Below are 21,969 nucleotides of genomic sequence, written 5' to 3' on the forward strand. Positions count from 1 at the left end.
GTAGTCAAAAAATTAGGGTCCTGCTTACTTCCACCAACCGTAAGCTCTCTATCAGGACTTGCTAACCTAAGTTATCCTCATCAGCAATTTCTATGATTAAATATAACACGACCAAAAAAAAATATCAATTATTTCGCATCAGCCAAAACCTGGGCCAGTGCCTGGCGGGCTTTGTCATCATGGTCCAAAATGCCATTATCATAAACGTTTTGCAAGGCTGCAACTTGGTCTTTATTCAATGCCATATCAAACATCCTCCTTGTATTTGTGACTATTATAAGATAAGAATTTTAAAATTACCAGTCTTTCAAATCAGCTTAGCTCTTCTTTTGTGCAAACAGAGCCACAGTAAATTTTGTATAATAGTACTAAATCTCATAGCCAAAGGAGGCAGACAATGCCTGCAGCAAATCTCACAGCCCAAGTCGTTTTTGCCACAATCACTGGCAACAACGAAGCCGTTGCCGATATTTTAGTTGAAGAACTTGAAAACCAAGGAGTTTTTGTTAAGAAAAGCGAAATCTCTCAAACCGAACCCGAAGAATTACAAAACTTTGATCTCGGTTTTGTTGTCCCTTACACATACGACGAGGGATCACTCCCCGATGAAGGCCTCGACTATTTTGATGACCTCGCTGACGTGGCCTTAACTGATTTTACCTATGCCTTAGCAGGTTCTGGTGACACCTTTTACGGTGATCTCTATTGCCTAGCACTTGACGCCTTTGATGAACAATTTCAAAAGACCGGTGCCAAGCGTGCCGGTGAATTAACCCGGATCAACCTCTATCCGAGTGACCAAGATCGCAAGAAATTATTAGCCTTGGTCCAGGCTGCATTAGCCCAGGTACAAAAATAAATAATTAAAAGCGTTCAAACGAATAGCACAGATTAAAAATTAACGAGCGCTTCACTCCTCTATTAGCAAGCAGCAAAAAAGGCAAGCCCAATCGGGCTTGCTTTTTTTAATTAGCCTTGAAAGTCAAAATTAGTCTTCAGCAGTTGTATAAACAGCCAAAACATCTTCGTTTTCTTCCAGTTCATCGACTAAACTATCCAACTTTTCACGATCTTCATCAGAAATCGCCATTGGGTTTTGCGCAATCATTGAAACTTCAGCATCAGCGAATTGATAACCAGCTTCTGTCAATGCAGCTTCGACAGTCTGGAAATCGCTTGGCTCTGTGTAAATCTCAAATGCTTCATCAGAAGTTTGTACATCTTCAGCGCCTGCTTCCAACGCCGCTTCCAAAATAGTGTCCTCATCCAAATCAGGGTTCTCTGAACGGTCAATCACCAAGTAACCCTTGCGGTCGAATTGGAAGGCAACTGAGCCAGAAGTCCCCAGTGATCCACCGAAGTGCTTGAATGAATTCCGTACAGAAGAAACTGTTCGGTTAATGTTATCAGTTGAAGCTTCAACCAAAACGGCCACTCCAGCTGTTCCATAACCTTCATAAGTTACTTCTTCGAACTTGGCACCACCGGCACCTGAAGCTTTGTCCAAAGCTCGTTGGATGTTATCCTTCGGCATGTTCGCTGCCTTAGCCTTGTCAACAACCAAACGCAATGAAGCGTTCATTTCGGGATCGGCACCGCCAGCCTTTGCTGCAACATATAAGTCGTGCGCAAGCTTTTGGAAAATTTTTCCACGCTTAGCATCTTGGGCGTTTTTACGACCTTGAATGTTATGCCATTTACTATGTCCTGACATTGTGTCTTCTCCTTAAAAAATTAAAATACAATTTATTGTAACAAAAATCGCATTGATTAACCAGAGAAAATTCGATTAGTAATCGTTTCCACCAAGAACCTCAAGGTAAGTCATCGCAGCAGATGAAATCAAGGCTGCTAAGATATCGTCCAAGTAAACGTTGACGGTATCGGTCCGATCGTTAATTTCACCGATCAAGCCAGGCTTTTCATCGTCCAAACGTCCATAATGCACCGTGGCTGCGGCTGAGAATTGTTGGGTAATGCCGATTGCCAAAATTTCATCGACATTGTGACCATTAGCATCACGCTGCAATCGGGCCTTCAATGGTTCTGAATCAGGCATCAAAACTGCTTGTTCATCCAAAAAAATGGCTGTCAAAATGATGTCGGCGACTTCATCCTTGTGCAACACCCGGTTAATCGCCTTATCGAGGGCATCCCCATCAACTTCATCATGAAACTTCTCAATCAAAAAAGTCTCTGTTCCTTCAAAAACGTCCTGCAACGTAACGCCACGGGCAATCAATTTCTCAATGGCTGCTTGTTGGAGTGCTTCTGTCATTTTTTATTTCTCCCCTTCAATCCTTGTTTTGATACAATTCAACGTTCAAAACGTTTTCAATGGCTGCTAGGTTATCGACAATATTGTCCTCTTGTCCTAATGGTAACTGATTTAGCGCCAAAAGGGTATAGGCATAGTCACCAACTGCGCGGTTTGATAATTCTTCGATGTTTAAGTCAAGCTCCCCGACGACCTTTGTAATTTGTCCAATCATATTTGGCACGTTATTGTGCAAAACGCCCAACCGATACTTAGTTGTAAAGGGTTCGTTAATATCTGGGTAGTTGACTGAATTCACAATATTGCCACTGGTCAAATAGTTGTCTAATTGTTTGGCTGCCATCAAGGCAGAAGTATCTTCTGCTTCAACCGTTGATCCACCAATGTGTGGCGTAATGATTACCTTGTCATGATCAAACAAGACATCACTACTAAAATCAGTAATAAACATCCGCAACTTATCAGCATTCAAAGCCTTCACCGCTGCCTCATCGTCGACAATGCCACCCCGGGAGAAGTTAATCAAAGCCGCATTTGTCTTCATTTCTGCCAATTTAGTGGCATCAATAAAGTGGTGGTTTTCTTTCGTATAAGGGATATGCACCGTGACAAAATCAGACTGCTGCAGGACCTCATCGACACTTTTGGCATGCGTAATATGCCGATCAACACGCCAAGCAGTATTAGCATTTAGTCCTGGATCATAACCAATGACCTTCATGCCAAAAGCCAAGGCGATATTAGCAACTTTCGATCCAACATTCCCAAGGCCAATGACGCCAAGCGTCTTTTCATACAGTTCCGTACCACGGTAACCACCCTTGTTGGCTTCCGTGCGCAGTGAAACATCGCCCCCACGAACTTGGTTAGAAAAATTAATCGCCCCCACGATTGGTCGGGCTGCCATAATCAACGCGGCCACTGTTAATTCCTTGACAGCGTTGGCATTGCCACCGGGAGTATTAAAGACTGGAATGCCCCGTTTGGATAAATCAGTCACCGGAATATTATTAAAACCGGCTCCGGCACGAACAACGGCCTTAACTGAGTTTGGAATTTGCTCCTTGTGTAAGTCTTGGGAGCGCAACAAAAGACCATCGGGGTCCTGGTCACCGTTAATCTCATAACCATGATCCTTCAAATAGTCCAAACCGGTATGACTAATCGCGTTATACGTTTTAATGTTCATGATTTGTGTTCCCTCTCCGCTTTCTGCAAAAATGTAATCAATGCCTCGACTGCTGTCATCGGCTGGGCATTATACAAGGATGCCCGAAAACCACCAACCGAACGGTGACCGGCAAGGTTGTGCAGGCCCTCTTGATCAGCTTGCCAGCTGATTTTTCGATCTAAATCATTGTCTCCCGTTGTAAAGACAACGTTTGTTAAGGAGCGTTGCTGACCACAAACAGGGACTTGATAAAAATCAGACTGATCTAAATAATCATAAAGGCGCTTGGCCTTCTTTTGATTGTTTAAATAAAGTTGCTTGACACCTCCCTGTTCAAAAACCCAATCCAAAACAAGGCTGAGGGCGTAAATACTAAAGACGGGCGGAGTGTTGTACATCGAGTCCTTGTCGATGTATGACTGGTAACGCATCATTGGACCAACACCTTCAATTTTTTGCTCAGCAAGCCAATCTTTTTTAACGATGGCGAGCGTGACACCGGCAGGCCCCAGGTTCTTTTGGGCTCCGGCAAAAATGGCTGAAAAATCAGACACATCGTAAGGCTCAGCTAGAATATTAGAAGACATATCTGCCACCAAGTGTCCAGGAGTTTTGGGCAAGTTTTCTTGATGGTAAGTGCTACCTTCAATAGTATTGTTGGTGGTGATGTGGAGATAGTCATAGTCAGCAGCAGCAAAATCAGCTGGTAACTTTGGCAAAGAGCGGTAGTGGTCTGGCTTTGAGCTAGCGACAATGGTGGCTTCTTTGCCAACTTCTTGCGCGGCCTTGGCTGCCTTATTGGCAAAGTTACCGGAATCTAAAACCGCAATTTTGTTCTTCTGATTGGCCAGGTTGAGAGGGAGCATCTCAAACTGTAGAGCCCCCCCACCTTGAATAAAGAGCACAGCGTAATCGTCTGGGATGTCCATCAATTGACGCAGGCGTTCTTCTGCATGATGAATAATCCCATCAAACTGGGAGCTACGATGAGAAATCTCTAAGATACTGTAATGCGAGTTTTCTTCCTTCTCCAAATCTTCTCGAATCTGCTTAATCACCGAACTCGGCAGGACCCCTGGCCCAGCCGAAAAGTTATAACTACTCAACGTTTTTCCTCCTTCTGCACCAACAAAAAAACACAGGGCAGCCTCTAGCGCCCCGTGCCCAATACGGTCAAAATAAAAGAACTGAAAGACACACAGTAAACTTAAAAGTTCAGACGCCAGCGGCTGATTGTAGTCCATCAATCGTTGGTAAGTCCCATTACCTGCGGGCCTACTTCTCCTCGATTAGTATCCATTTTAAGAAAATTTTAATTAAAGTCAAGACTTGTAATTAGGACTTATCCAAGGTATACTTTTACTTGTTTGTTGCCGATGTGGCGGAACTGGCAGACGCGTACCGTTCAGGTCGGTATGGTGATTTCACCGTGCAGGTTCGATTCCTGTCATCGGCATAGAACAATGCTTTAAAACAAGCATTTCTAGCTTCAAGTGTACAAAAAATGTACAAAACAAATAAAAAACACCTCAAATCTTAATTGACTTGAGGTGTTTTTTATTTTTTCTTATTCTAGCTGCTCAATAGTTCCCACAAATTCATGACCACTACCAGCGCTTACTACTACATATTTGAGTTTTACTCTTTCTCCTTACACTGAAATTCAACCGAAAAAAAAGGTGAAAAAACACAAAAGTGTAAATTTTATTTAAAAAGCAAAACAGTTTCCCACCAGAATTGCTTTTCTGTCGGGAAAATTCTATACTCATAACTGTTGTTCTTGTTAATTTTTCTAACATTTTTATCCAAGGACCGATTTTTGTTATTTTGCAAAAAAAATAAAAACATTTCAAAGGAGTCCTTCTTTTTTATGATAACAGACCATTATTTACAAGCCTTTCTTTTCCTGCTGCCGATGGGCATTTTAGCCGGAATTGTCAGTACTACTGCAGGGCTGGCCTCTCTTGTTTCCTACCCCGCGCTTTTAGCAGTTGGGATTCCACCAGTTTTTGCTGATGTTACCAACACCGCCGCACTCGTGATGACTGGTTTTGGTTCCATGTTTTCTTCCAAAAAAGAATTAACCAGCCATAAAAAAGAATTGATTAAAATTTTTCCATTAACTATTTTAGGATCAATCTTTGGTGCTTGGCTACTCCTATCACAGCCCGCTTCCTATTTTTCTAAGATTGTTCCCTTCTTTGTCTTGCTTGCCGGTTTACTCCTTTTTTCACAAATCAATAAATCGAAGTCAAACCCGCTCAACTTGACTCGTGATGAATCAATGGAAAACGATGCCCATTCACCAGTCTATAAAACAGTGATTTCTGTCGCCATTCTGTTGGTTGGAATGTATTGTGGTTACTTCGGTGCGGCCGGTGGCGTGATGCTTTTAGCCATCCTTTCTGCCACGACCACGATGAACTTCTCATCCTACAATGCGGTCAAGAACGTTTCCCTTGGTGCATCAAACTTGATTGCAACCCTGATCTACGCCTTTTCTTCCCACATTTACTGGGGACTGGCACTACCAATGGGGATTGGCCTCTTCATCGGTGGCTATATCGGTCCAAAAATCGTCCGCGTTATTCCAGATAAGATATTAAAAATCATTGTTAGTATTTTAGCAGTCTTGCTAGCTATTGACCTCTTCGTGAAGGCTTATTTCTAAAAGTAAATCCGCATCATCCAAAAGAGTTGACCAACTACCGGTCAGCTCTTTTTGCTTTCTTCAAAACTCGCAAGATTCATTGGCGAAACCAACTATCAGAGCTATAATCAATTTAGATAGTATGGTATAATTTCTTTATCGTATCTTTTAAAAATACAATAAGAGACACTACCTCTTAAATTCAACTAACCATCATACGCTTAGCATCGAAAGGAGTTTTCATGAAAGTATTAATTATTGGCGCAACAGGAATGGCAGGTTCCGCAACAGTTAAGGCAGCATTGGCTGCCGGCGATGAAGTCACTGCCAACGGTCGGTCAGCCGACAAACTTGCTGATTTGAAAAAGGAATTTCCAACCATTAAGACATTGCAACAGGATGCCTTTGAATTAACACAAGATGATTTGGCAGCTTTTGACGTTGTCGTCGATTCTTTTTCAGCTCCAACCAAGGCTTTCTTGCAAATTGACCTTGCTGCCCACCTCGTTCACCTCGTCCGTGAACAAAAAAAGCCACGCCTGGCCTTTATTCTTGGTGCCGCTTCACTCCATACCGGAGATGACCGTCACCTCTTGCTTGACGATTTAAAGAAAATTCCAGGATCAGAAGAATGGGTGAGCGTACCAGCCAACCAGGTTCTCGAACTCGATTTTTTGAGAAGTGTTGAAAACGTTTCTTGGTTTGGAATTTCACCATCGATGGACTTCATTGCTGGCCCAGCCGATCCTAAGCCATTAATGGGACAAGATGATCTTTTGACCAATGATGAAGGAAAATCAGTGGTGACAAGTGCTACCCTGGCCAACGCCTTAGTGGCCGAATACCACGATCCAAAACATCCTAACCAACGTTTTACCATTGCTAACCACTAATCAATGATTTGTTAACAAAAAGGCCCCGAAATTTCAAATTTTCGGGGCCTTTTCAGCGTTCACAACATGCTCATGGTTATCATTATAGGATTAAGTTCGATTTCTAGTGAAAAAGCCCCGAAGCTGTTTCTGGCGGTGACCTTCAGCACTAGCATCTCGTTCTTGCGTATTCGTTTGCTCTGACTCCAAAGGTTCTTTTGCGCTCGTTGAATCTAATTCTACAGATTCTTCTAAGTAATTTTTATCTGGTTCTGGTGTTGCAGTGGTCCCCTCAACAGCCTGGGTTGTTTTTCCCTGAGCCGAATCAATTAATGGCAAAGCATCTGGTGACTCTGACAATTTGTCAACTACCTGATTTTGATTCACCGCAACCCCTAACTGAGATAGTACAGATTCTTGCCGATCTTGCGTCAATGGGGGTAAATCACTCGGCACTAAAACTGGTCCTAATGGTGGCAAAGGTTGATCAGGTGCGACGTCTTGATTGGTAGCAGTGACGAACAGACTTTTTTCACCAGCAACTTTCTCTGGGTGCTGCTGGCCATCTGAATTACTGTCTTGCTTTTTGTTCATTGACGAATCACGGTTGACCTCACCGCCCCGAATTTGCTTTTTTTGCGTCTGCTCATCTTTTTTACGTTGCTTTTCTTCCTCACGGGCTGCTCGAATCCGTTTCAGCTTTTCCTGCCGACTTTCTGGCCATTCAGGATAAGCTAATTGCTGCAGAAGTTCTGTCTGAGAGCGGATAACCTGGATGGGACTAGCACTTTTCGCCAAAGAGTAGTGAACCAATAAACTGTCATTGGCATCCAGCAATCTTTCAATTTGTTCTGGTAGTGAGGACAAAAAGTCCGATAAATCAGTTGAATACCGGTCGATCCCTGCTGGCAAAACAAGCTGGTCGGGATTGGCAACAATTGCTTTTGCCCCTTTCACGGCCTGCCGGTATTGCAATGCCACCATGGAGGAAACCAAACCATAGCCAACAAATTCAACGTCCTTAGCACGAGCTTGCTTTTTGGCTTGATTGATCACTTTCAAGACTTCTTCATTATAAAAATCTTGGCAATGAAGCAAATCAGTCGCAAGGTACAAAACTGCCTGCGGTGATTTTTTCACCGCGTGAATTGGATAAGCTGTTTGACGAAATTCTGGTTCCGAAAGAATCACTCGCAAGGTTTTACTAGCCAACTGATTTGGCATATCCAGATACGCCCCGAGGAATTCGGTAATTTGCTGGTCCTGGTCGAAAAGCCAGCCAGCCACTTTTTCCGCCACCGTTACCTCATAAAAAGTAAAATCACCCGTCCCAGCCGACATTAAGTCTAATCGGTAGTGATCATAAATCCTTGGAACCTTTAAATCCAAAAAGTCGCCGTTTTGGTACTGGCTACTGATAACTTGATCCTTTTCGTCAAAAAAAGTCCAGTTCAAGTAGGCGTGCATTCGTTTGGAATTTTGCACCCGCCGAGTGGTTTGATAAATGCGACCTGGCTTCAATCGGGGTAAATCAGAAAAAGACTTATCCTGATAATAATTCGCTGCATCCGTCCATGAGGCAATGACTTGGCCAGAAGGCAAAAAGTGGTTCGTATAATGAACCTCATCCTCCTTGATAAAGTCAACAATTGCTCCCTGCAATTCATGAAGGGCCGTTTGCGGTTGCCAATAAATTTGATATTGCATTAACGCCAGCCCTCCTGTTTAATAACTTTGGCCTGTCGACCAATCTCTTTTTGCAAAAATTCAACCATCGCCTCTACTTGATCTTCATGATAACCGGGCATTTGCTCGCGATTAACGGCGACATGATGATGACGGAAATATTCCAATAGTTTTGGTAATGATTCCCCATCATATTCGTCCTGAGTCGTCGTAAAGAGCGAAACCTCACCATTACGCCAAGTCAATTGATCCAACGAATGCCAGAGTTTTTGATTTAAACGTTCAGTATCCGATCGATCAAGCCGACCGGTTAACAAATAGCGAACATCTAAAATCCAATCATGGTTAACACCGCTATGAGCAAAGTCCCCCTTGGCAGTGAAGGTTCCCAAATTGATAATTGGCTTAGCCAACACCAAGTGATCAGCAGCAACCTGACCCGCATAGTACATTGCTGCGTAAGAACCCATTGAATATCCAGCTAAAATCAGTTCGTCGTCTGTTACTCGCACTGCCTCTTGAGCGCTCCTGATTTTTTCCTTAATCAAGCCCTCGTATTCTTCATTGCCGACCATGAAAGCACCGCCTTGGGCTCTGGGATCCGTCAAAAGTAAGTATGGATAGCCCAAATCAGACAGTGGCCCCATCATCTCAAATCCTTCCACGTGAAGGCGAGTACCGACGAAGAGCACAACCAGTGGCCCCTTTTTAGTGCCCGGGTTAAAGTAAGAAAGAACTTCCTGCCCATCCTCAGTCATATCCCGACTTCCACCAGGCAAAAAATACCCTAACCCGTGGCGAGACCGCCGTTGGTGCACATTATGCAGGTCCAGGGTTCCCTTGCCCTTGGCAAGCACGAGAATTTGATAATCCTGGTACGAAGCTGGCGCCTTAATCGCCGTCAATCGCCGCATTGCAGGTCCTTGAATCATCTGTAATTGCTGTAAATGACCATTATGGTAAAACACAAAACACAATGCTAATTCAGCATCCCCAGTCTGTTCGTAATCACAGTAGACAAGGTTCTCTTGTTCTGGCTGATAGTCCCCTGGAAAGGTTTTCAACGTGCCAATTTGCTGGTAGTCAGCGCCAAAATCGCCATCAATCGCCGTCGAAAACCGCCCCGACCGCTTGAGCTGCCAACGATAATTTTTGACCGGCAAAAATTGCGTTTCAGAGAAACGAGTTGGAAAACCAGCTTGTCCCAAATATAAATCACGAATAATTCGATCAGCCACCTCTGCTGGCTTTTTTTCCTGAAAATAAAATGCACCACGATCATCTAGCGCCTGCTGCAACTCCCGGTTGAAGCCAACGGTATTTCCCAAATAAATAACTCGATAAGCCGGCCACTCCCTGATTTGACGAGACAAAACAGTCGAATCAATCACGAAATCGGTCAACAAAACATATGTATAAGCTAAAAAACTGGGATCTTGTTGTCGAGCCAACAAGAAAGGTAAGTCCAAGCTAGTAGTATAATGCCAGTCCAAATTTTCGTTTTGAACTTGGTCGGTCCAATCCACTTCTCCAATTTGTAAAATTGACATCTGGGCCATCACGGTCCTCCTTCAAAAGTTATTCAATAGTTAGTTGTCCTTCATCGCATCAGCCAAGCTATTCCCGTTTAACTCAATTACCTTCTGACGGCTAACTTTTTGTTTAAAATCAGCGTAACTCAACCCGCCATTTAGCAGCTAAAGCGTCACTGGCATAGTCCGATTGAATCTTTAGCAAAGAATCCTGAACTCCCTGCCAATTTTGTTGATCCAAGAGCCAATTCAAACTCGTCACAATATCACTAACACTTTGAACGTGCTTTGTCTCTGGTGCCTGGTAGGCCGTTTGGGTTTTGGTCAGAGAAGGCAGCCCGTATGCCAAGGCTTGTGCTTGTAGCGACAAATCGACCTCATCGGCGAGATCAATCACGACCGATGCGGTTTGCAGATACTCCTGTCGCTTTTGAGGTGTCTGCCAATCAACTAGAACAAACTGAGCAGGCAACGTCTCTAACCGTTCGGGGGACAAAGTTTGGCTCTGCGCCAACTGACCTAATTTTGCGGTTAGCAATTGCTGAAAGCCAACCTGCCACATATCATTTTCAACAATAATCACCAAATCATCATGCTCAATCGCCAAGTCAAAAAGTGTGGTAAAGATATGGTTGGCATAATCAACTGAAAGCAAACCCAAGCGCCAATAGCAAACAAAGTGCTTCTTTGGTACAGCATTTTTAGTCGCCAAATCAACAGCAAAGGGTCCCAAAACAAGCGGTTGGTGAACTAGGTTGAAAGCAGATGAAAGTGGCACTTGCCCCGTGACAGTTTCAAAAGACAACAGATCGTTTGGACCCAATTTTTGGCTAGTTTCAGCCCCGTAAAATGGATAGTCCAAGACTAAGACCCGCTGATTTCCTTTGATTTGCTGAGCAATGGCTAAATTTTTTACCGAAGGTTCGACCAGGAGGGTTTGGTCTGACAGCGATTGGAGATGCAAAACCACCAGTGATTCAATCAAGACCCCCATTTCAGTAAAAGTTTGCTCAGAACCGTCCGGTAACAGCGCCTTCACTTGACCGGTCTGACAGTCCTCTTTTGCAACAACCGCGCCACTTTGGCTAAGATAGTCAATCGTCTGCAATGATTCTTCTTGGTAGGTCAATACCCGTGAAACAAAGCCCCGATCATCAATCGTCAGTTGTTGCTCAAGTTGACCATTTTTCAGCAAATCAATGCGATCAATCAAATCTGCTTTGGGATAAGTAAAATAGATTGTCGCATAGTGGACTAAGTCAACCAAGACCACGATTCGGTCATACATGCGAACAAATTCAGCATTTTTTGGCCAAGTAAAATCAGTTAAATCAAGTGGCTGACGATCCTTTTGCGTTACTTGTTGCAATTCGTCATAGGCTGACCAATATTGAATGGCTTCAATCTGCGCCTGACCCAGCCAGGTTCTCAACCGTGGCAAGTAATTGGCAAAAATAACCGTCACCTGGTCTTCGGCACGCAAAAAGAGCTTGGTCAAAGCCAGACTACTATCAACTTCGTTTTTTGAGTTCGAATTTTCTTGCCAGGTGGGCAATAAGAATATGTTCAAGGTTTCTCTCCTTTATCAACCTCAAGCGAACAGTTCAACCTTATCTAAGGGAAGTCCCGCCTTCTTTAGTTTTTCGTGGTCACTTTTTGCCACCAATACACGGCTAACACCATATTTTTGTTTCGTTAAGACCATGACCAAATCAGGCCAGACATTTCCCTGTTCATCCAAAACACCCTGTGGCAGGGCCAGAGTTGACCCCGTTGGTGCTAAAACTAAACAACGGTCAACTGTACTAATTTGGACATCGCAGTGTCCCTGCTTTGCTATCACATGTTCCAAGTAATTCTCGGCAGAATCATAGTGGCGCTGCCTTTGATCAAGAACAAAGTTGCGCATCCCTTGAAAATAAAAGTCTTGGCAAACCAGCTGATCAAAGCCAACGTAAAAATCAGATTGAAGCAGTTGGCCATTACTAAAATATTGTTTGGCGAACAAACGGCCATTGCGTTGATAAATGTCTTTACGCTCGACTTGACCACCTGCGTTCTGCCAAGTCACGGCCTGCACGAGGCGGTTAGAATTGGCGAACCAGCGTACGTCCGCCACCAAGTGTCCAGCCACGGAAATACTCTTCGTCCAATCCTGATTGACAACCAATTGACCCTGGTTAGGAACTTTTAAATCATAAAACCAGAGTCCCTCACCAGCTACTTGATCGGCCAAATAACTTTGACTACAAAGGTCAAAAACTTGGTGTAATTCTAAGCCAAGATCACGGGCAATTTGAACAGCATCTTCATGTGGGGTTGCCAGCCAAAGTTCATCCAACTCACCAGCCAGCACTTGATTAATTTGCCAAGCAACTGCCTGCTGGTTTCTTTCATCAAAACTATTAATTAGTGCAACTTTCATGCTAGTTCATCCTCCAATTCCACCCATTTTTCAGTAACCTTTTCTGTCAAAAATGGCCGGCAAGAAGCGATTGCACCAGCTGAAAGCCGATCGTAATCTTGGAAACAAGATAAAATAGCCTCCGCAAGCTGGACCACATTGTTGTTACGATCAGCATCGGTTGTTAAAAAATCAGCCAAATAACCATTTTCACCGGGATGGATCAATTCCTTAGCGCCAAAGTTATTTGCATAACTAGCAACTGGGAGGCCCTGACTTAATGCTTCCAGATAAGTCAAGCCAAATCCCTCAGAGTATGACGCGGAAACAAAAACATCATAACGCTGCAAATCCTTTGTCACATTCTGAGATAAACCAGCTAAGACAACGCGATTAGTCAAACCAAGATCCTTAATTTGCTTGGCTAATTTTTTCTGCTCGGCCCCGGCACCATAGATAGTCAAATTGACGTCATGACCACGTGCCACTAAAACGTGAACAGCATCAATAATTTGGTCAATGTGCTTTTCTTCATGCAAACGCGAGGCTGTCACCAAATTTAGTTTTTGATTCTTCCTGGTCTTTTTTTGGCCAAGATTCGTTACCCCACCAACGGGAATGGCATCTATCTTATCGAGGTTTTTCGCTGCGGTATAACCTTGCAAATCACTCTTTAGAGCCTCTTTTTGTGCCTTGGTTGCCACAACAACCGCATCATACTGGTCCAAATGATCCAATGTGTACTGATAAAAATTATTAAAAAGAATGTGCCCGTTCTCTTCACTAACCTTGTGGTTAGCATGAACCATGCCAACAATTTTCTGCGTCGAACCCGCTACTTTTTGTCGGACCAGGGCTTCATCATAGAATGTTCCCCGATCAATAAAATACGTATTTTGTCCAAAATGTACTTCAAGTTGATTTAAGAAAAAAGTCACTAACTCGTCAAAAGTCAAGAAATAGTAATTTTCCCCTAAGAAATTCGTCAGATGAATGTCCTGCATGATTTTTTCACCTGGCCCCTGTCGATACGACCACTCGACCTGATGTGTCCCCTTCGTCAAGGAAACATAAGCATCATCAACAATATAGATATTTTTTTCTGTATTAAAAATCTTATCGCGTAAACGACGAATTTGGTAATTACCGGAACTTTGAGTCGTAATCATGCGCTGCGTATCGGTTTGATCAATTAAAATCTTTTCGTGGCTCTTGTGCACTTCGTCAGCAGGCAAACCATGATCCAAGTAGTCAAAAGGGTCGGCAGCTAACAAAAAGTCATAAAGACCAATAACCTGATTTTCTGGTAAATGCCATTCACGCATATGAACATGCAAATCTTGCAGTAAATCAGTAAAGACAATTTTGAATGGTAATTGTCCCTTTAAAAAGCATTGAGCCCGATAGAATTGAGCATGTTCAACGCCCGAATTGCCGTGACCCATACCTTGGTTAAGAAAAAAATTCATAAAGACACATACTGCTTTCATTCAGATTTTTGTTAAAATAATGGCAAGAAAGGGCTAACCAAGGACTCGGTTACCCCTTTAATGCACTTAATTAACGTTGTGCCAGAGCTTGAGCTGCTGTGATGATGGCTACCTTGACCACATCATCTTTAGAAGCACCCCTGGAAAGGTCTGAAACCGGCTTGGCCAGTCCTTGCAAAATTGGGCCAATCGCCTCAAACCCGCCCAAACGTTGGGCAATCTTATAGCCGATATTCCCCGATTCCAAACTTGGAAAGACAAAGACATTCGCCTGACCAGCCACCGCTGAGTCGGGTGCCTTGGCATTAGCTACCTTTTCAACAACGGCTGCGTCAAATTGCAAATCGCCATCAATTTGTTCGGCTAATTCTGGTGCCAATTCCTTGGCTATCTTTGTCGCTTCCTGAACCTTTTCAACTTGGGCACCCTTAGCAGACCCCTTCGTTGAAAATGAAAGCATGGCCACCTTTGGCTTGATACCAAAAATCTTAGCAGTATGGGCTGATTGAATAGCTATTTGGGCCATCGTTTCAGCATCAATGTCGATATTAATGGCACAGTCAGCAAAGACAAAACGCTGATCTCCTTTTTGCATAATAAAGGCACCAGAAATTCGGCGTGAACCAGGAGCCGTCTTAATTAACTGGAGGGCTGGACGTACCGTATCACCAGTTGGATGCACTGCCCCAGAAACCATCCCCTCGGCAGCCCCCATTTGGACCAGCATCGTACCAAAGTAATTTTCATCTTGGAGCCACTTTTCAGCTGTTCTTTCATCCGTCTTGCCCTTACGGCGCTCAACTAAGGCCTTAATCATCTTGACGCGTTGATCTGCTGAAACAGTTTTGATATCAACAATTTCCACCTGGTTTAGACTTAATTGAAGTTTCTTTGAAAGGGCAACAATCGCCTCTTTTTCACCCAAAATAATTGGGTTGACCAAGTCTTCTTGGGCCAATTCAACGGCTGCTGTCAAAACCCGCTCGTCCGTTCCCTCAGGAAAGACCAGGCGAATTTTTTGGCCCTTAATTTCTGTTTTAAACTGATCGAAAAGTGACATATTTCTGCTCCCTTTTGTTCGTTAGTCTTTTCTAAAGTATACCAAAATTTCTTTCTTTTATTACCCCTTTACGGGCAAATTTCAAACTTATTTCAGCCAGTTAACAGGTACCTCTTGGTGCCTTTCTAAAAAGGCATTAGTCTTTGAAAATGGTTTAGAACCAAAAAAACCTCGATAGGCAGCCAATGGGCTTGGGTGTGGTGCCATTAAAATGAGGTGTTTTTCAGCATCGATTAAACGCGCTTTTTGCTGAGCTGGCTTCCCCCACAGGATGAAAACTTTTGGCCGTTGATCAGCACTCGCTGCCTTAATCGCTGCATCTGAAAGCTCTTCCCAGCCTTTTTTTTGATGGCTATTGGCTTGACCGGCAGCAACCGTCAAAACCGTATTTAACAGCAAAACACCTTGACTTGCCCATGTTGTTAAATCATGGCTTGACCGATTAAACCCGACATCACTGGCCAATTCTTTTAAGATATTACGCAATGACGGTGGCGCTGCTAAAGTATCAGGCACTGAAAAGGCCAGACCCTGGGCCTGACTTTCGCCATGATAGGGGTCTTGACCTAAAATAACTACTTTCGTTTGCGCTAACGGTGTCTTCTCAAAAGCCAAAAAAACGTTTTCACGCTGCGGATAAACTGGTTTTTGAGGATTTTGATAAATTTCACTTAAAAATGATTCGGCCCGGTGCTGATAGACTATTGGCAAAAGAGGGGCTAAGGCCTGGTCCCAGTCAGTTTTGGTCAAAGAAAAATCAGCCATAGTGTATACTACTCCTAATAAGACATTTCATTAACACTGTACCAAAGAAAATGATGAGAGAAAACGCCACCTAAGACGTTTTTACCCAATCTTAAGGACTCTTTATGCTTAGCCGAGACAAACTACTTGATTTAAAAGAACAATACATGGCCGACCCACAGTCACTAGCCAAAATTGATGCGGTAATTCAAACTCTGACAGCCCTTGATTACCAACAGCTGCCACCGCACCAGCTCCCCAACCTTCTCGAAGATGTCAAATCCTTAAGTCGCCATCCAGAACGTCTCCTTCTTGATGACGCATTAGCACAGCTAAGGGAAACACTGATTGTCAACTACGGGCTCTGGTTTTTACCAAACACAGATTGGGTTCAGGATTTAGTCCGCTTCGCCGATTCTCGACCGATTGTTGAGTTAATGGCCGGTAATGCCGCACTTTCTGCTGCACTAAAAGCGCAAGGACATGTTGTGACAGCTGTCGATAATCTCGATTGGAGTGGACAGGATAATCAACGGCCTGTCCCCTGGACAGCCGTTAGCAAACAAGCTGCACTCACAGCCGTCAAAGAGAGTCTCCACAAAGCCGATGACCCAAATTCTCAACCAATTTTTGTGATGGCTTGGGCACCAGATACCAGTGATGATGACTGGAAAATTTTACAGTATCTGCGGAGCCAGTCCCAACCTTTTCACTTAATTGTCATTGGTGAAAAGAATGGTGCCACCAATTCAAAAAAATTCTGGCAAGAGGCTGATTTGGAATTGAATGCTGTTTTAAATCAGCATTATCAAGCCTTTGACATGATTCAAGATGTCGTTTATCTGGTACATTGATCAGTTAAGCAAGTTAAAAATTTATTAATTTTAACAAAAAAGAAGGCCAAAGCCTTCTTTTTTTTGATCGACCTAATTCTGGAGACAATATCAATCTGATTTTTATAAAATTGGTGCCAGCAGCCTGGCGACATACTGTTTAAAGACCAGCCAACGGCCCTGTTGGGCAAAGCTCGTCACCGTTTGCTCACTGGAAACAGTTAAATCCTGCTTAAAGACATGGGCAAGATGATGAGCTAAGTCAGAGTCGTATAGAAAGGCATTCACTTCGAAATTCAACTTAAAGGAACGAAAATCCAAATTAGCCGAACCAACAGAAGCCAAATGGTCATCAACCACCATCGTCTTAGCGTGCAAGAAACCATTTTTATAATAATAAATCTTAATTCCGTACTTAGCTAACTGCGCAGCATAGTACTGGGTAGCTCGATAAACAAAAGGGTGGTCTGGCATACAAGGGACCATAATTCGGACATCAACGCCCGAGTTAGCGGCAATTCGTAAAGCATCAAAGGTTGAATCATCGGGGATTAAATAAGGTGTTTGAATCCAGCAGCGTTTTTTGGCCAATTGGATTAAGCGGATATAGCCCATCTTAATTTGTTCGTCATCTGTTTCAGGACCGGAAGTCACAATTTGTAAGTTTGACTTGCCCTGCAACGCTAATGACAACGGTGGAAAGTAACAGTCTGACGTCACCGCCATCGGTCTCTTAGGATCAGAGGCGTTCCAATCCAACAAAAAATGAGCTTGAAGTGAGTAAACGCCCGAACCTGTCATTCGCAAGTGGGTATCGCGCCAATGGCCAAATTTTTTATCACGGCCAAGGTATTGGTCGCCAATATTAAAGCCACCAACATAGCCAATTTTACCATCGATCACCACGATTTTACGGTGATCACGAAAGTTCAGCTGAAAATCGATTAGTGTCAGTCGCCTTTTCAAGAAAGGCGCAGCATGACCGCCCGCCGCTCGCAAGGGTGCAAAGAACCGCTTGGTGGTTCCAAAAGATCCCAGGGCATCGTAAATTACGTGCACCTCAACACCGGCTCGAGCCCGTTCAACTAAAATATCTCTGATTTCATGACCCAGCTTGTCACTGTAAAAAGTATAAAACTCAAGGTTAATATTTTTTTCTGCCTGCCTCAAATCCTCTTTTAAGTGGTCAAAGAAAGCCCGACCGGAAGTCAGGAATTTCACCCTATTTTTTGTTGCCAAGGAGGTTTGATTAATATTTTGAAACAGTGTCACCAAAGACTGGGCCTGAACTAAGGAAGCTTGCGTTTCGTTAAAATGCGGAACGAACCCCTCCCGTTTACCACGCTCATCGGCTTCTTGAATCAAATCGGCGATTTTTTCATTCATCGCCGATGTATCCTGGCCTTGATAGGCAAAAAGCCGGCGCTGTGATAGCTTCCGGCCCGCAAAAGAATAAATAATAAAACCAAGAACCGGAATTAAAATCAGCACCAAAATCCAAGCCCAAGTAGCGGCGATGTCTCTTGGTTCCCGAAATACCGTAATAACGGCAACGGTTGTATTAATCATTAAAAGTACTAATAGTGTTGTGAGCATCTGCTTGCCTTTATTTCACCCTGTGAAAGTCCGGTTTTGTACCAGCTGCTAGTCCTTAGTATTCCATCAAAGCAACAAACGGTACTTCGCCGGCTTCCATAATCTTCTCTCGACCGTGGAGGTCCTCTAATTCAATAATAAAGGCAACCCCGGCCACAACGCCACCTAATTCTTCCACAATCTTTCGGGTAGCATTGATGGTTCCACCAGTTGCTAAAAGGTCATCAACAATCAAGACCCGTTGCCCTGGTTGGATAGCATCCTCGTGAATTTCCAACTCATTAACACCACCGTACTCCAAAGTATAAGAAGCTGAGACGGCTTTACGGGGTAGCTTACCAGACTTACGCGCTGGTACAAAACCGATGCCCATGGCATAGGCCAATGGTGAACCAACAATGAAGCCCCGTGATTCTGGTCCAGCAATCAAGTCGACATCTAAGTCTTTGGCGAAGTCAACAATTTGATCAATTGCTTGCTTATAAGCTGGTCCATCACCCATCAATGGTGAGATGTCACGGAAAGAAACACCAGGTTCTGGATAATCTTCCACAGTGGCAACATAATCATGTAAATCAATTTTACTCATTTTTTATTTCCTCAAACCGGGTTCATTAACCGGCAAAATACCGCTGGTATGTGACAGAGTTTGCCAAGGGCTTTTTACTGGTACTTGGTAAACACAAAATGGTCCCTGCATTCATTTTAACAAAACCAAGGTCCAAAAAGACCTGAATCATTAATTTAAATTGCTTTTCTTGCATTGAAAGTTCGGATAATACAACTTCTAAATGCCCGATAATGTCCAAATTTTGGTGTCCGTACAAATATTTATATAATCTGGCAAAGTCTTGACTATTCGTTTGACCGATTACCTGGGCCAATGTTTTGGATGAATTTTTAACCGTAGCTTGTGCAGTCTGGGCTGTTTGGGCTACTTGCTTGTTAACCTGACGAACAGCTGGCCCCATTGGCGTAGGCTGACCTTGTTCCGTTGCGACAAAGGCTAAATCTTCCAGCATCAGCTGCAACCTAGTTTTACCGGCAAAGGTATTTACACCAACCTTACCTGCTAGTGTTGCCTGCCTTTTTTCTTGGGCTTCTTTCACCAACTCGGGCTGGTTGAAGGCCAAAGCTTCAACAAGTCCCCGCCCACCACGGAAATTCAGCTTTAAGTGTTGATTGAGCGCTCCCATTGATTGCACCGACTCTAATGGTACATCCTCAACAGCAATGACCGGCTGTGGGTTTCCTTGCCCAAATGGCTCAAGTAAGGCTAATTGCTGGTAAAAGTCAGGCGTTAAAAGACGTGGCTGCACAACCAAATTAACAGCCAATTTTTGATCAGCAAATTGCAGGTCAGCCCCATCTTGTTGAACCAAGCTTTGGACTACCGGCAATTCGTCCAGCACCATGCTCACTCCTAAAGCACCAGCATGACCACCGAAACTAGTAAAGTGATCACTATAGGCCTGCAAGAAGGCGTGCAAATCAAAGTCCCCAAAGGACCGACCAGAACCCTTGTAAACGCCATCAACGAGTGCAAGAACCACCACGGGCTTTTTCACTAATTCGGCCAAACGGGCAGCGACAATGCCAAGAATCCCCTGGTGCCAATCTTGACCGGCAATCAGTAAGATATTGTTCTGCTGATTTTTTTTGTCTAAAGCTTGCTCTTTTGCCTGGTCAAAAACAGTATCCACTAAAGTTCGGCGTTGATCATTGAGCTGTTCGACTTCCTTAGCAATTGCCTTAGCTCGGTCCGGGTCCTTTGTTAGCAAAAGTTCCAACCCTAACTGACCATTGGTTAGTCGACCAATTGCGTTTAACCGTGGCGCAATCTTGAAACCGATCGTCTCAGCTAAGATTGCTTGTCCCTTGGCATGTTTGGCACTCTTTAACAGTGCTGCTAAACCAGGTCTGGGATTTTCCTCAATTTGCTTAAGTCCCCAGGTCACAAAGGCTCGGTTTTCATCAGTCAAAGAAACCACATCGGCCACAGCCCCCATGGCAACCAAATCCAAAAATTCTACTGGTAAGTCTTCCAACGATTCAGCGGGTTGGCCATCGGCTAAAATTGCCTGGGCAACCTTAAAAGCAACCCCCGCTCCTGATAAATCAGTAAAAGGATAGTTTCCCTCTGGATGACGTGGGTGGATGATCGCATAGGCCTCAGGCAGGGTTTCTGGCAGTGCGTGATGGTCAGTCACGACCACATCAATGCCAGCACCTTGCGCCCAAGCAATCGCCTCGTGCCCACCCACACCGTTATCAACGGTGATAATCAAACTTGCACCGGTTTCTTCAACTAAGCGTTGATATGTCTTCAGATTAGGCCCATACCCATCTTCAAATCGGTTTGGAATGTAGGGGGTGACTTCTGCACCAAGCGAGGTTAATGTTTCCACCATAATCGCGGTACTCGTGATGCCATCGACATCATAGTCACCGTACACCAATATTGGTTCAGCAGTAAACACCGCTTCTTGAATCCGCTCCACTGCTTTTTCCATATCGAAAAATTCGTTTGGATCATGAATACTTTGAAAATCAGGGTGCAAAAAAGCTTGGGCCTCTTTAACATCCTTGATGCCGTTTTGCACCAAAAAACCTGCTGTAACTGGGTTTAAGTGTAATTGTTCCTGTAACCATTGGCTACTTGTTTGATCCGGTTGGTCTAACAACCGCCAATTACTTGGTACCATGCTGCTCCTTCTTGAATGGGACATCAACCACGTCGAAGTCACGGGCAACATAGGTATTTGGGAACAAATGCTTCACATCGCTTATGAACTTCTTTAATAATGGGCCAATATAGCGGGCAGAGATGTGGACTAAGACCAATTTGCCAATATGACTGTCAAGTGCGAGGTTAGCCGCATCACGAGAGGTGGAATGTCCATGTGCCCGTGCTAATTTACTTTCTTCTTTACTTTGACCATAGGTTGATTCGTGGACCAAAACATCTGCACCTTGTGCCAAAATCTTGGCTTGGTCGTTTGGAAGTGTATCCAAAATAAAGGTCACGACCCGGCCCGGCTGGGCTGGGCCAAGATAATCCTGACCGTTAATCACACGACCATCGTCCAAGGTAACTGTTTCGCCAGCCTTTAAGCGGCCATAAACAGGACCGGCCGGAATTTGATCAGCCTTTACCTTATCAATCAGCAACTCTCCTGGATGTGCTTTTTCTTCCACCCGAAAACCCCAGGCCTCAATTCGGTGCTTCAAGGGAGCCGCGACCACTCGGAAGGTTTCATCTTCAAAGATCGTTCCGACCTCAATTTCAACATAGTGAACTGGATAAGACAAGTGCGTATCTGAAATTCGTAAAGCCGTTTGAACAAAAGACTTCAAACCCTTGGGGCCATAAATCGTCAGCGGTTCACTTTTATCGGCACCCTGAAAAGACCGGGAGGACAATAAACCAGGTAAACCGAAGATATGGTCGCCATGCAAATGGGAAATAAAAATTTTTTCAATCTTTCGAGGGCGAATTGTTGTTTGCAAAATTTGGTGCTGGGTCGCTTCCCCAACATCAAAAAGCCACACAGCATTCCGTTCATCAAGCAGCTTCAAAGCAACGCTAGCCACATTGCGAAATTTAGATGGTTGGCCCGAGCCGGTTCCTAAAAATTCCAGTTCCATCGGTC

The 21,969-nt window shown here is 44.0% G+C and carries 19 protein-coding genes, 1 tRNA gene and 1 other annotated feature (1 of these 21 cut by a window edge); of the genes, 5 read left to right on the forward strand and 15 right to left on the reverse strand.

Annotated elements, in window-relative coordinates; genetic code table 11:
* Positions 1-93, reverse strand: a binding site (T-box leader); it reaches 121 nt to the left of the window's first position.
* Between the two features lie 304 nt (positions 94-397).
* Positions 398-859 carry a flavodoxin domain-containing protein gene (locus M3M36_RS01645; RefSeq protein ID WP_252774130.1) on the forward strand — a complete coding sequence of 154 codons (462 nt, stop codon included), beginning with the start codon at positions 398-400 and terminating at the stop codon, positions 857-859.
* A gap of 129 nt (positions 860-988) precedes the next feature.
* Here the strand turns inward: M3M36_RS01645 and M3M36_RS01650 are convergent, their stop codons facing one another.
* The 4 genes from M3M36_RS01650 to serC form a co-directional block, all read right to left on the reverse strand.
* Positions 989-1,714 carry a YebC/PmpR family DNA-binding transcriptional regulator gene (locus tag M3M36_RS01650; protein ID WP_252774131.1) on the reverse strand — a complete coding sequence of 242 codons (726 nt, stop codon included), beginning with the start codon at positions 1,712-1,714 and terminating at the stop codon, positions 989-991.
* A gap of 75 nt (positions 1,715-1,789) precedes the next feature.
* A complete protein-coding gene (locus M3M36_RS01655; RefSeq protein ID WP_252774132.1) occupies positions 1,790-2,278 on the reverse strand; it encodes a phosphatidylglycerophosphatase A family protein in 489 nt (162 codons plus the stop codon).
* Positions 2,279-2,294: 16 nt separating this feature from the next.
* Complete coding sequence (locus M3M36_RS01660; protein ID WP_252774405.1) at positions 2,295-3,470, reverse strand: 3-phosphoglycerate dehydrogenase family protein; 1,176 nt, start codon at positions 3,468-3,470, stop codon at positions 2,295-2,297.
* Positions 3,464-4,555: a 3-phosphoserine/phosphohydroxythreonine transaminase gene (gene serC / locus M3M36_RS01665; RefSeq protein ID WP_252774133.1), complete on the reverse strand. Its 1,092-nt coding sequence runs from the start codon at positions 4,553-4,555 to the stop codon at positions 3,464-3,466. Before serC ends, M3M36_RS01660 begins: the two co-directional genes overlap by 7 nt.
* Positions 4,556-4,821: 266 nt before the next feature.
* On the opposite strand from serC, the gene M3M36_RS01670 reads away from it, so the two are divergent.
* From M3M36_RS01670 to M3M36_RS01680, 3 genes are all read left to right on the forward strand, one after another.
* Positions 4,822-4,905: transfer RNA gene (locus M3M36_RS01670), tRNA-Leu, on the forward strand.
* 414 nt (positions 4,906-5,319) lie between these two features.
* A complete protein-coding gene (locus tag M3M36_RS01675; protein WP_252774134.1) occupies positions 5,320-6,120 on the forward strand; it encodes a sulfite exporter TauE/SafE family protein in 801 nt (266 codons plus the stop codon).
* 221 nt (positions 6,121-6,341) lie between these two features.
* On the forward strand, positions 6,342-6,992 hold the full coding sequence (locus M3M36_RS01680; protein WP_252774135.1) for an NAD(P)-dependent oxidoreductase: 651 nt from the start codon (positions 6,342-6,344) through the stop codon (positions 6,990-6,992).
* Between the two features lie 90 nt (positions 6,993-7,082).
* On the opposite strand, the gene asp3 is transcribed toward M3M36_RS01680, so the two are convergent.
* From asp3 to M3M36_RS01715, 7 genes are all read right to left on the reverse strand, one after another.
* The gene (gene asp3, locus M3M36_RS01685; RefSeq protein ID WP_252774136.1) at positions 7,083-8,678 is read right to left on the reverse strand and encodes an accessory Sec system protein Asp3; all 1,596 of its coding nucleotides are present in this window, start codon (positions 8,676-8,678) and stop codon (positions 7,083-7,085) included.
* The gene (gene asp2, locus M3M36_RS01690; protein ID WP_252774137.1) at positions 8,678-10,216 is read right to left on the reverse strand and encodes an accessory Sec system protein Asp2; all 1,539 of its coding nucleotides are present in this window, start codon (positions 10,214-10,216) and stop codon (positions 8,678-8,680) included. Before asp2 ends, asp3 begins: the two co-directional genes overlap by 1 nt.
* A gap of 109 nt (positions 10,217-10,325) precedes the next feature.
* The gene (gene asp1, locus M3M36_RS01695; RefSeq protein ID WP_252774138.1) at positions 10,326-11,759 is read right to left on the reverse strand and encodes an accessory Sec system glycosyltransferase Asp1; all 1,434 of its coding nucleotides are present in this window, start codon (positions 11,757-11,759) and stop codon (positions 10,326-10,328) included.
* Positions 11,760-11,780: 21 nt separating this feature from the next.
* Complete coding sequence (locus M3M36_RS01700) at positions 11,781-12,614, reverse strand: glycosyltransferase (RefSeq protein ID WP_252774139.1); 834 nt, start codon at positions 12,612-12,614, stop codon at positions 11,781-11,783.
* On the reverse strand, positions 12,611-14,083 hold the full coding sequence (locus M3M36_RS01705; RefSeq protein ID WP_252774140.1) for a glycosyltransferase: 1,473 nt from the start codon (positions 14,081-14,083) through the stop codon (positions 12,611-12,613). Before M3M36_RS01705 ends, M3M36_RS01700 begins: the two co-directional genes overlap by 4 nt.
* 70 nt (positions 14,084-14,153) lie before the next feature.
* Positions 14,154-15,143: a phosphate acetyltransferase gene (pta, locus tag M3M36_RS01710; RefSeq protein WP_252774141.1), complete on the reverse strand. Its 990-nt coding sequence runs from the start codon at positions 15,141-15,143 to the stop codon at positions 14,154-14,156.
* An 87-nt stretch (positions 15,144-15,230) separates the two neighbouring features.
* Positions 15,231-15,893, reverse strand: a complete 663-nt coding sequence (locus tag M3M36_RS01715; RefSeq protein ID WP_420842370.1) for a uracil-DNA glycosylase — start codon at positions 15,891-15,893, stop codon at positions 15,231-15,233.
* A gap of 161 nt (positions 15,894-16,054) precedes the next feature.
* On the opposite strand from M3M36_RS01715, the gene M3M36_RS01720 reads away from it, so the two are divergent.
* A complete protein-coding gene (locus M3M36_RS01720) occupies positions 16,055-16,741 on the forward strand; it encodes an SAM-dependent methyltransferase (RefSeq protein ID WP_252774143.1) in 687 nt (228 codons plus the stop codon).
* A gap of 102 nt (positions 16,742-16,843) precedes the next feature.
* On the opposite strand, the gene cls is transcribed toward M3M36_RS01720, so the two are convergent.
* From cls to rnz, 4 genes are read right to left on the reverse strand one after another with little or no spacing between them, the layout of a single operon-like run.
* Complete coding sequence (gene cls, locus M3M36_RS01725) at positions 16,844-18,316, reverse strand: cardiolipin synthase (RefSeq protein WP_252774144.1); 1,473 nt, start codon at positions 18,314-18,316, stop codon at positions 16,844-16,846.
* Positions 18,317-18,371: 55 nt separating this feature from the next.
* Positions 18,372-18,905, reverse strand: a complete 534-nt coding sequence (locus tag M3M36_RS01730) for an adenine phosphoribosyltransferase (protein WP_047974364.1) — start codon at positions 18,903-18,905, stop codon at positions 18,372-18,374.
* A 25-nt stretch (positions 18,906-18,930) separates the two neighbouring features.
* Entirely contained in the window at positions 18,931-21,021 is a 2,091-nt protein-coding gene (gene recJ / locus M3M36_RS01735; RefSeq protein WP_252774145.1) for a single-stranded-DNA-specific exonuclease RecJ, read from the reverse strand.
* The gene (gene rnz / locus M3M36_RS01740; protein ID WP_252774146.1) at positions 21,008-21,964 is read right to left on the reverse strand and encodes a ribonuclease Z; all 957 of its coding nucleotides are present in this window, start codon (positions 21,962-21,964) and stop codon (positions 21,008-21,010) included. Before rnz ends, recJ begins: the two co-directional genes overlap by 14 nt.
* Positions 21,965-21,969 lie beyond the last annotated feature (5 nt).

This window comes from Fructobacillus americanaquae (genome assembly GCF_024029775.1).
Classification (GTDB): Bacteria; Bacillota; Bacilli; order Lactobacillales; family Lactobacillaceae; genus Fructobacillus; species Fructobacillus americanaquae.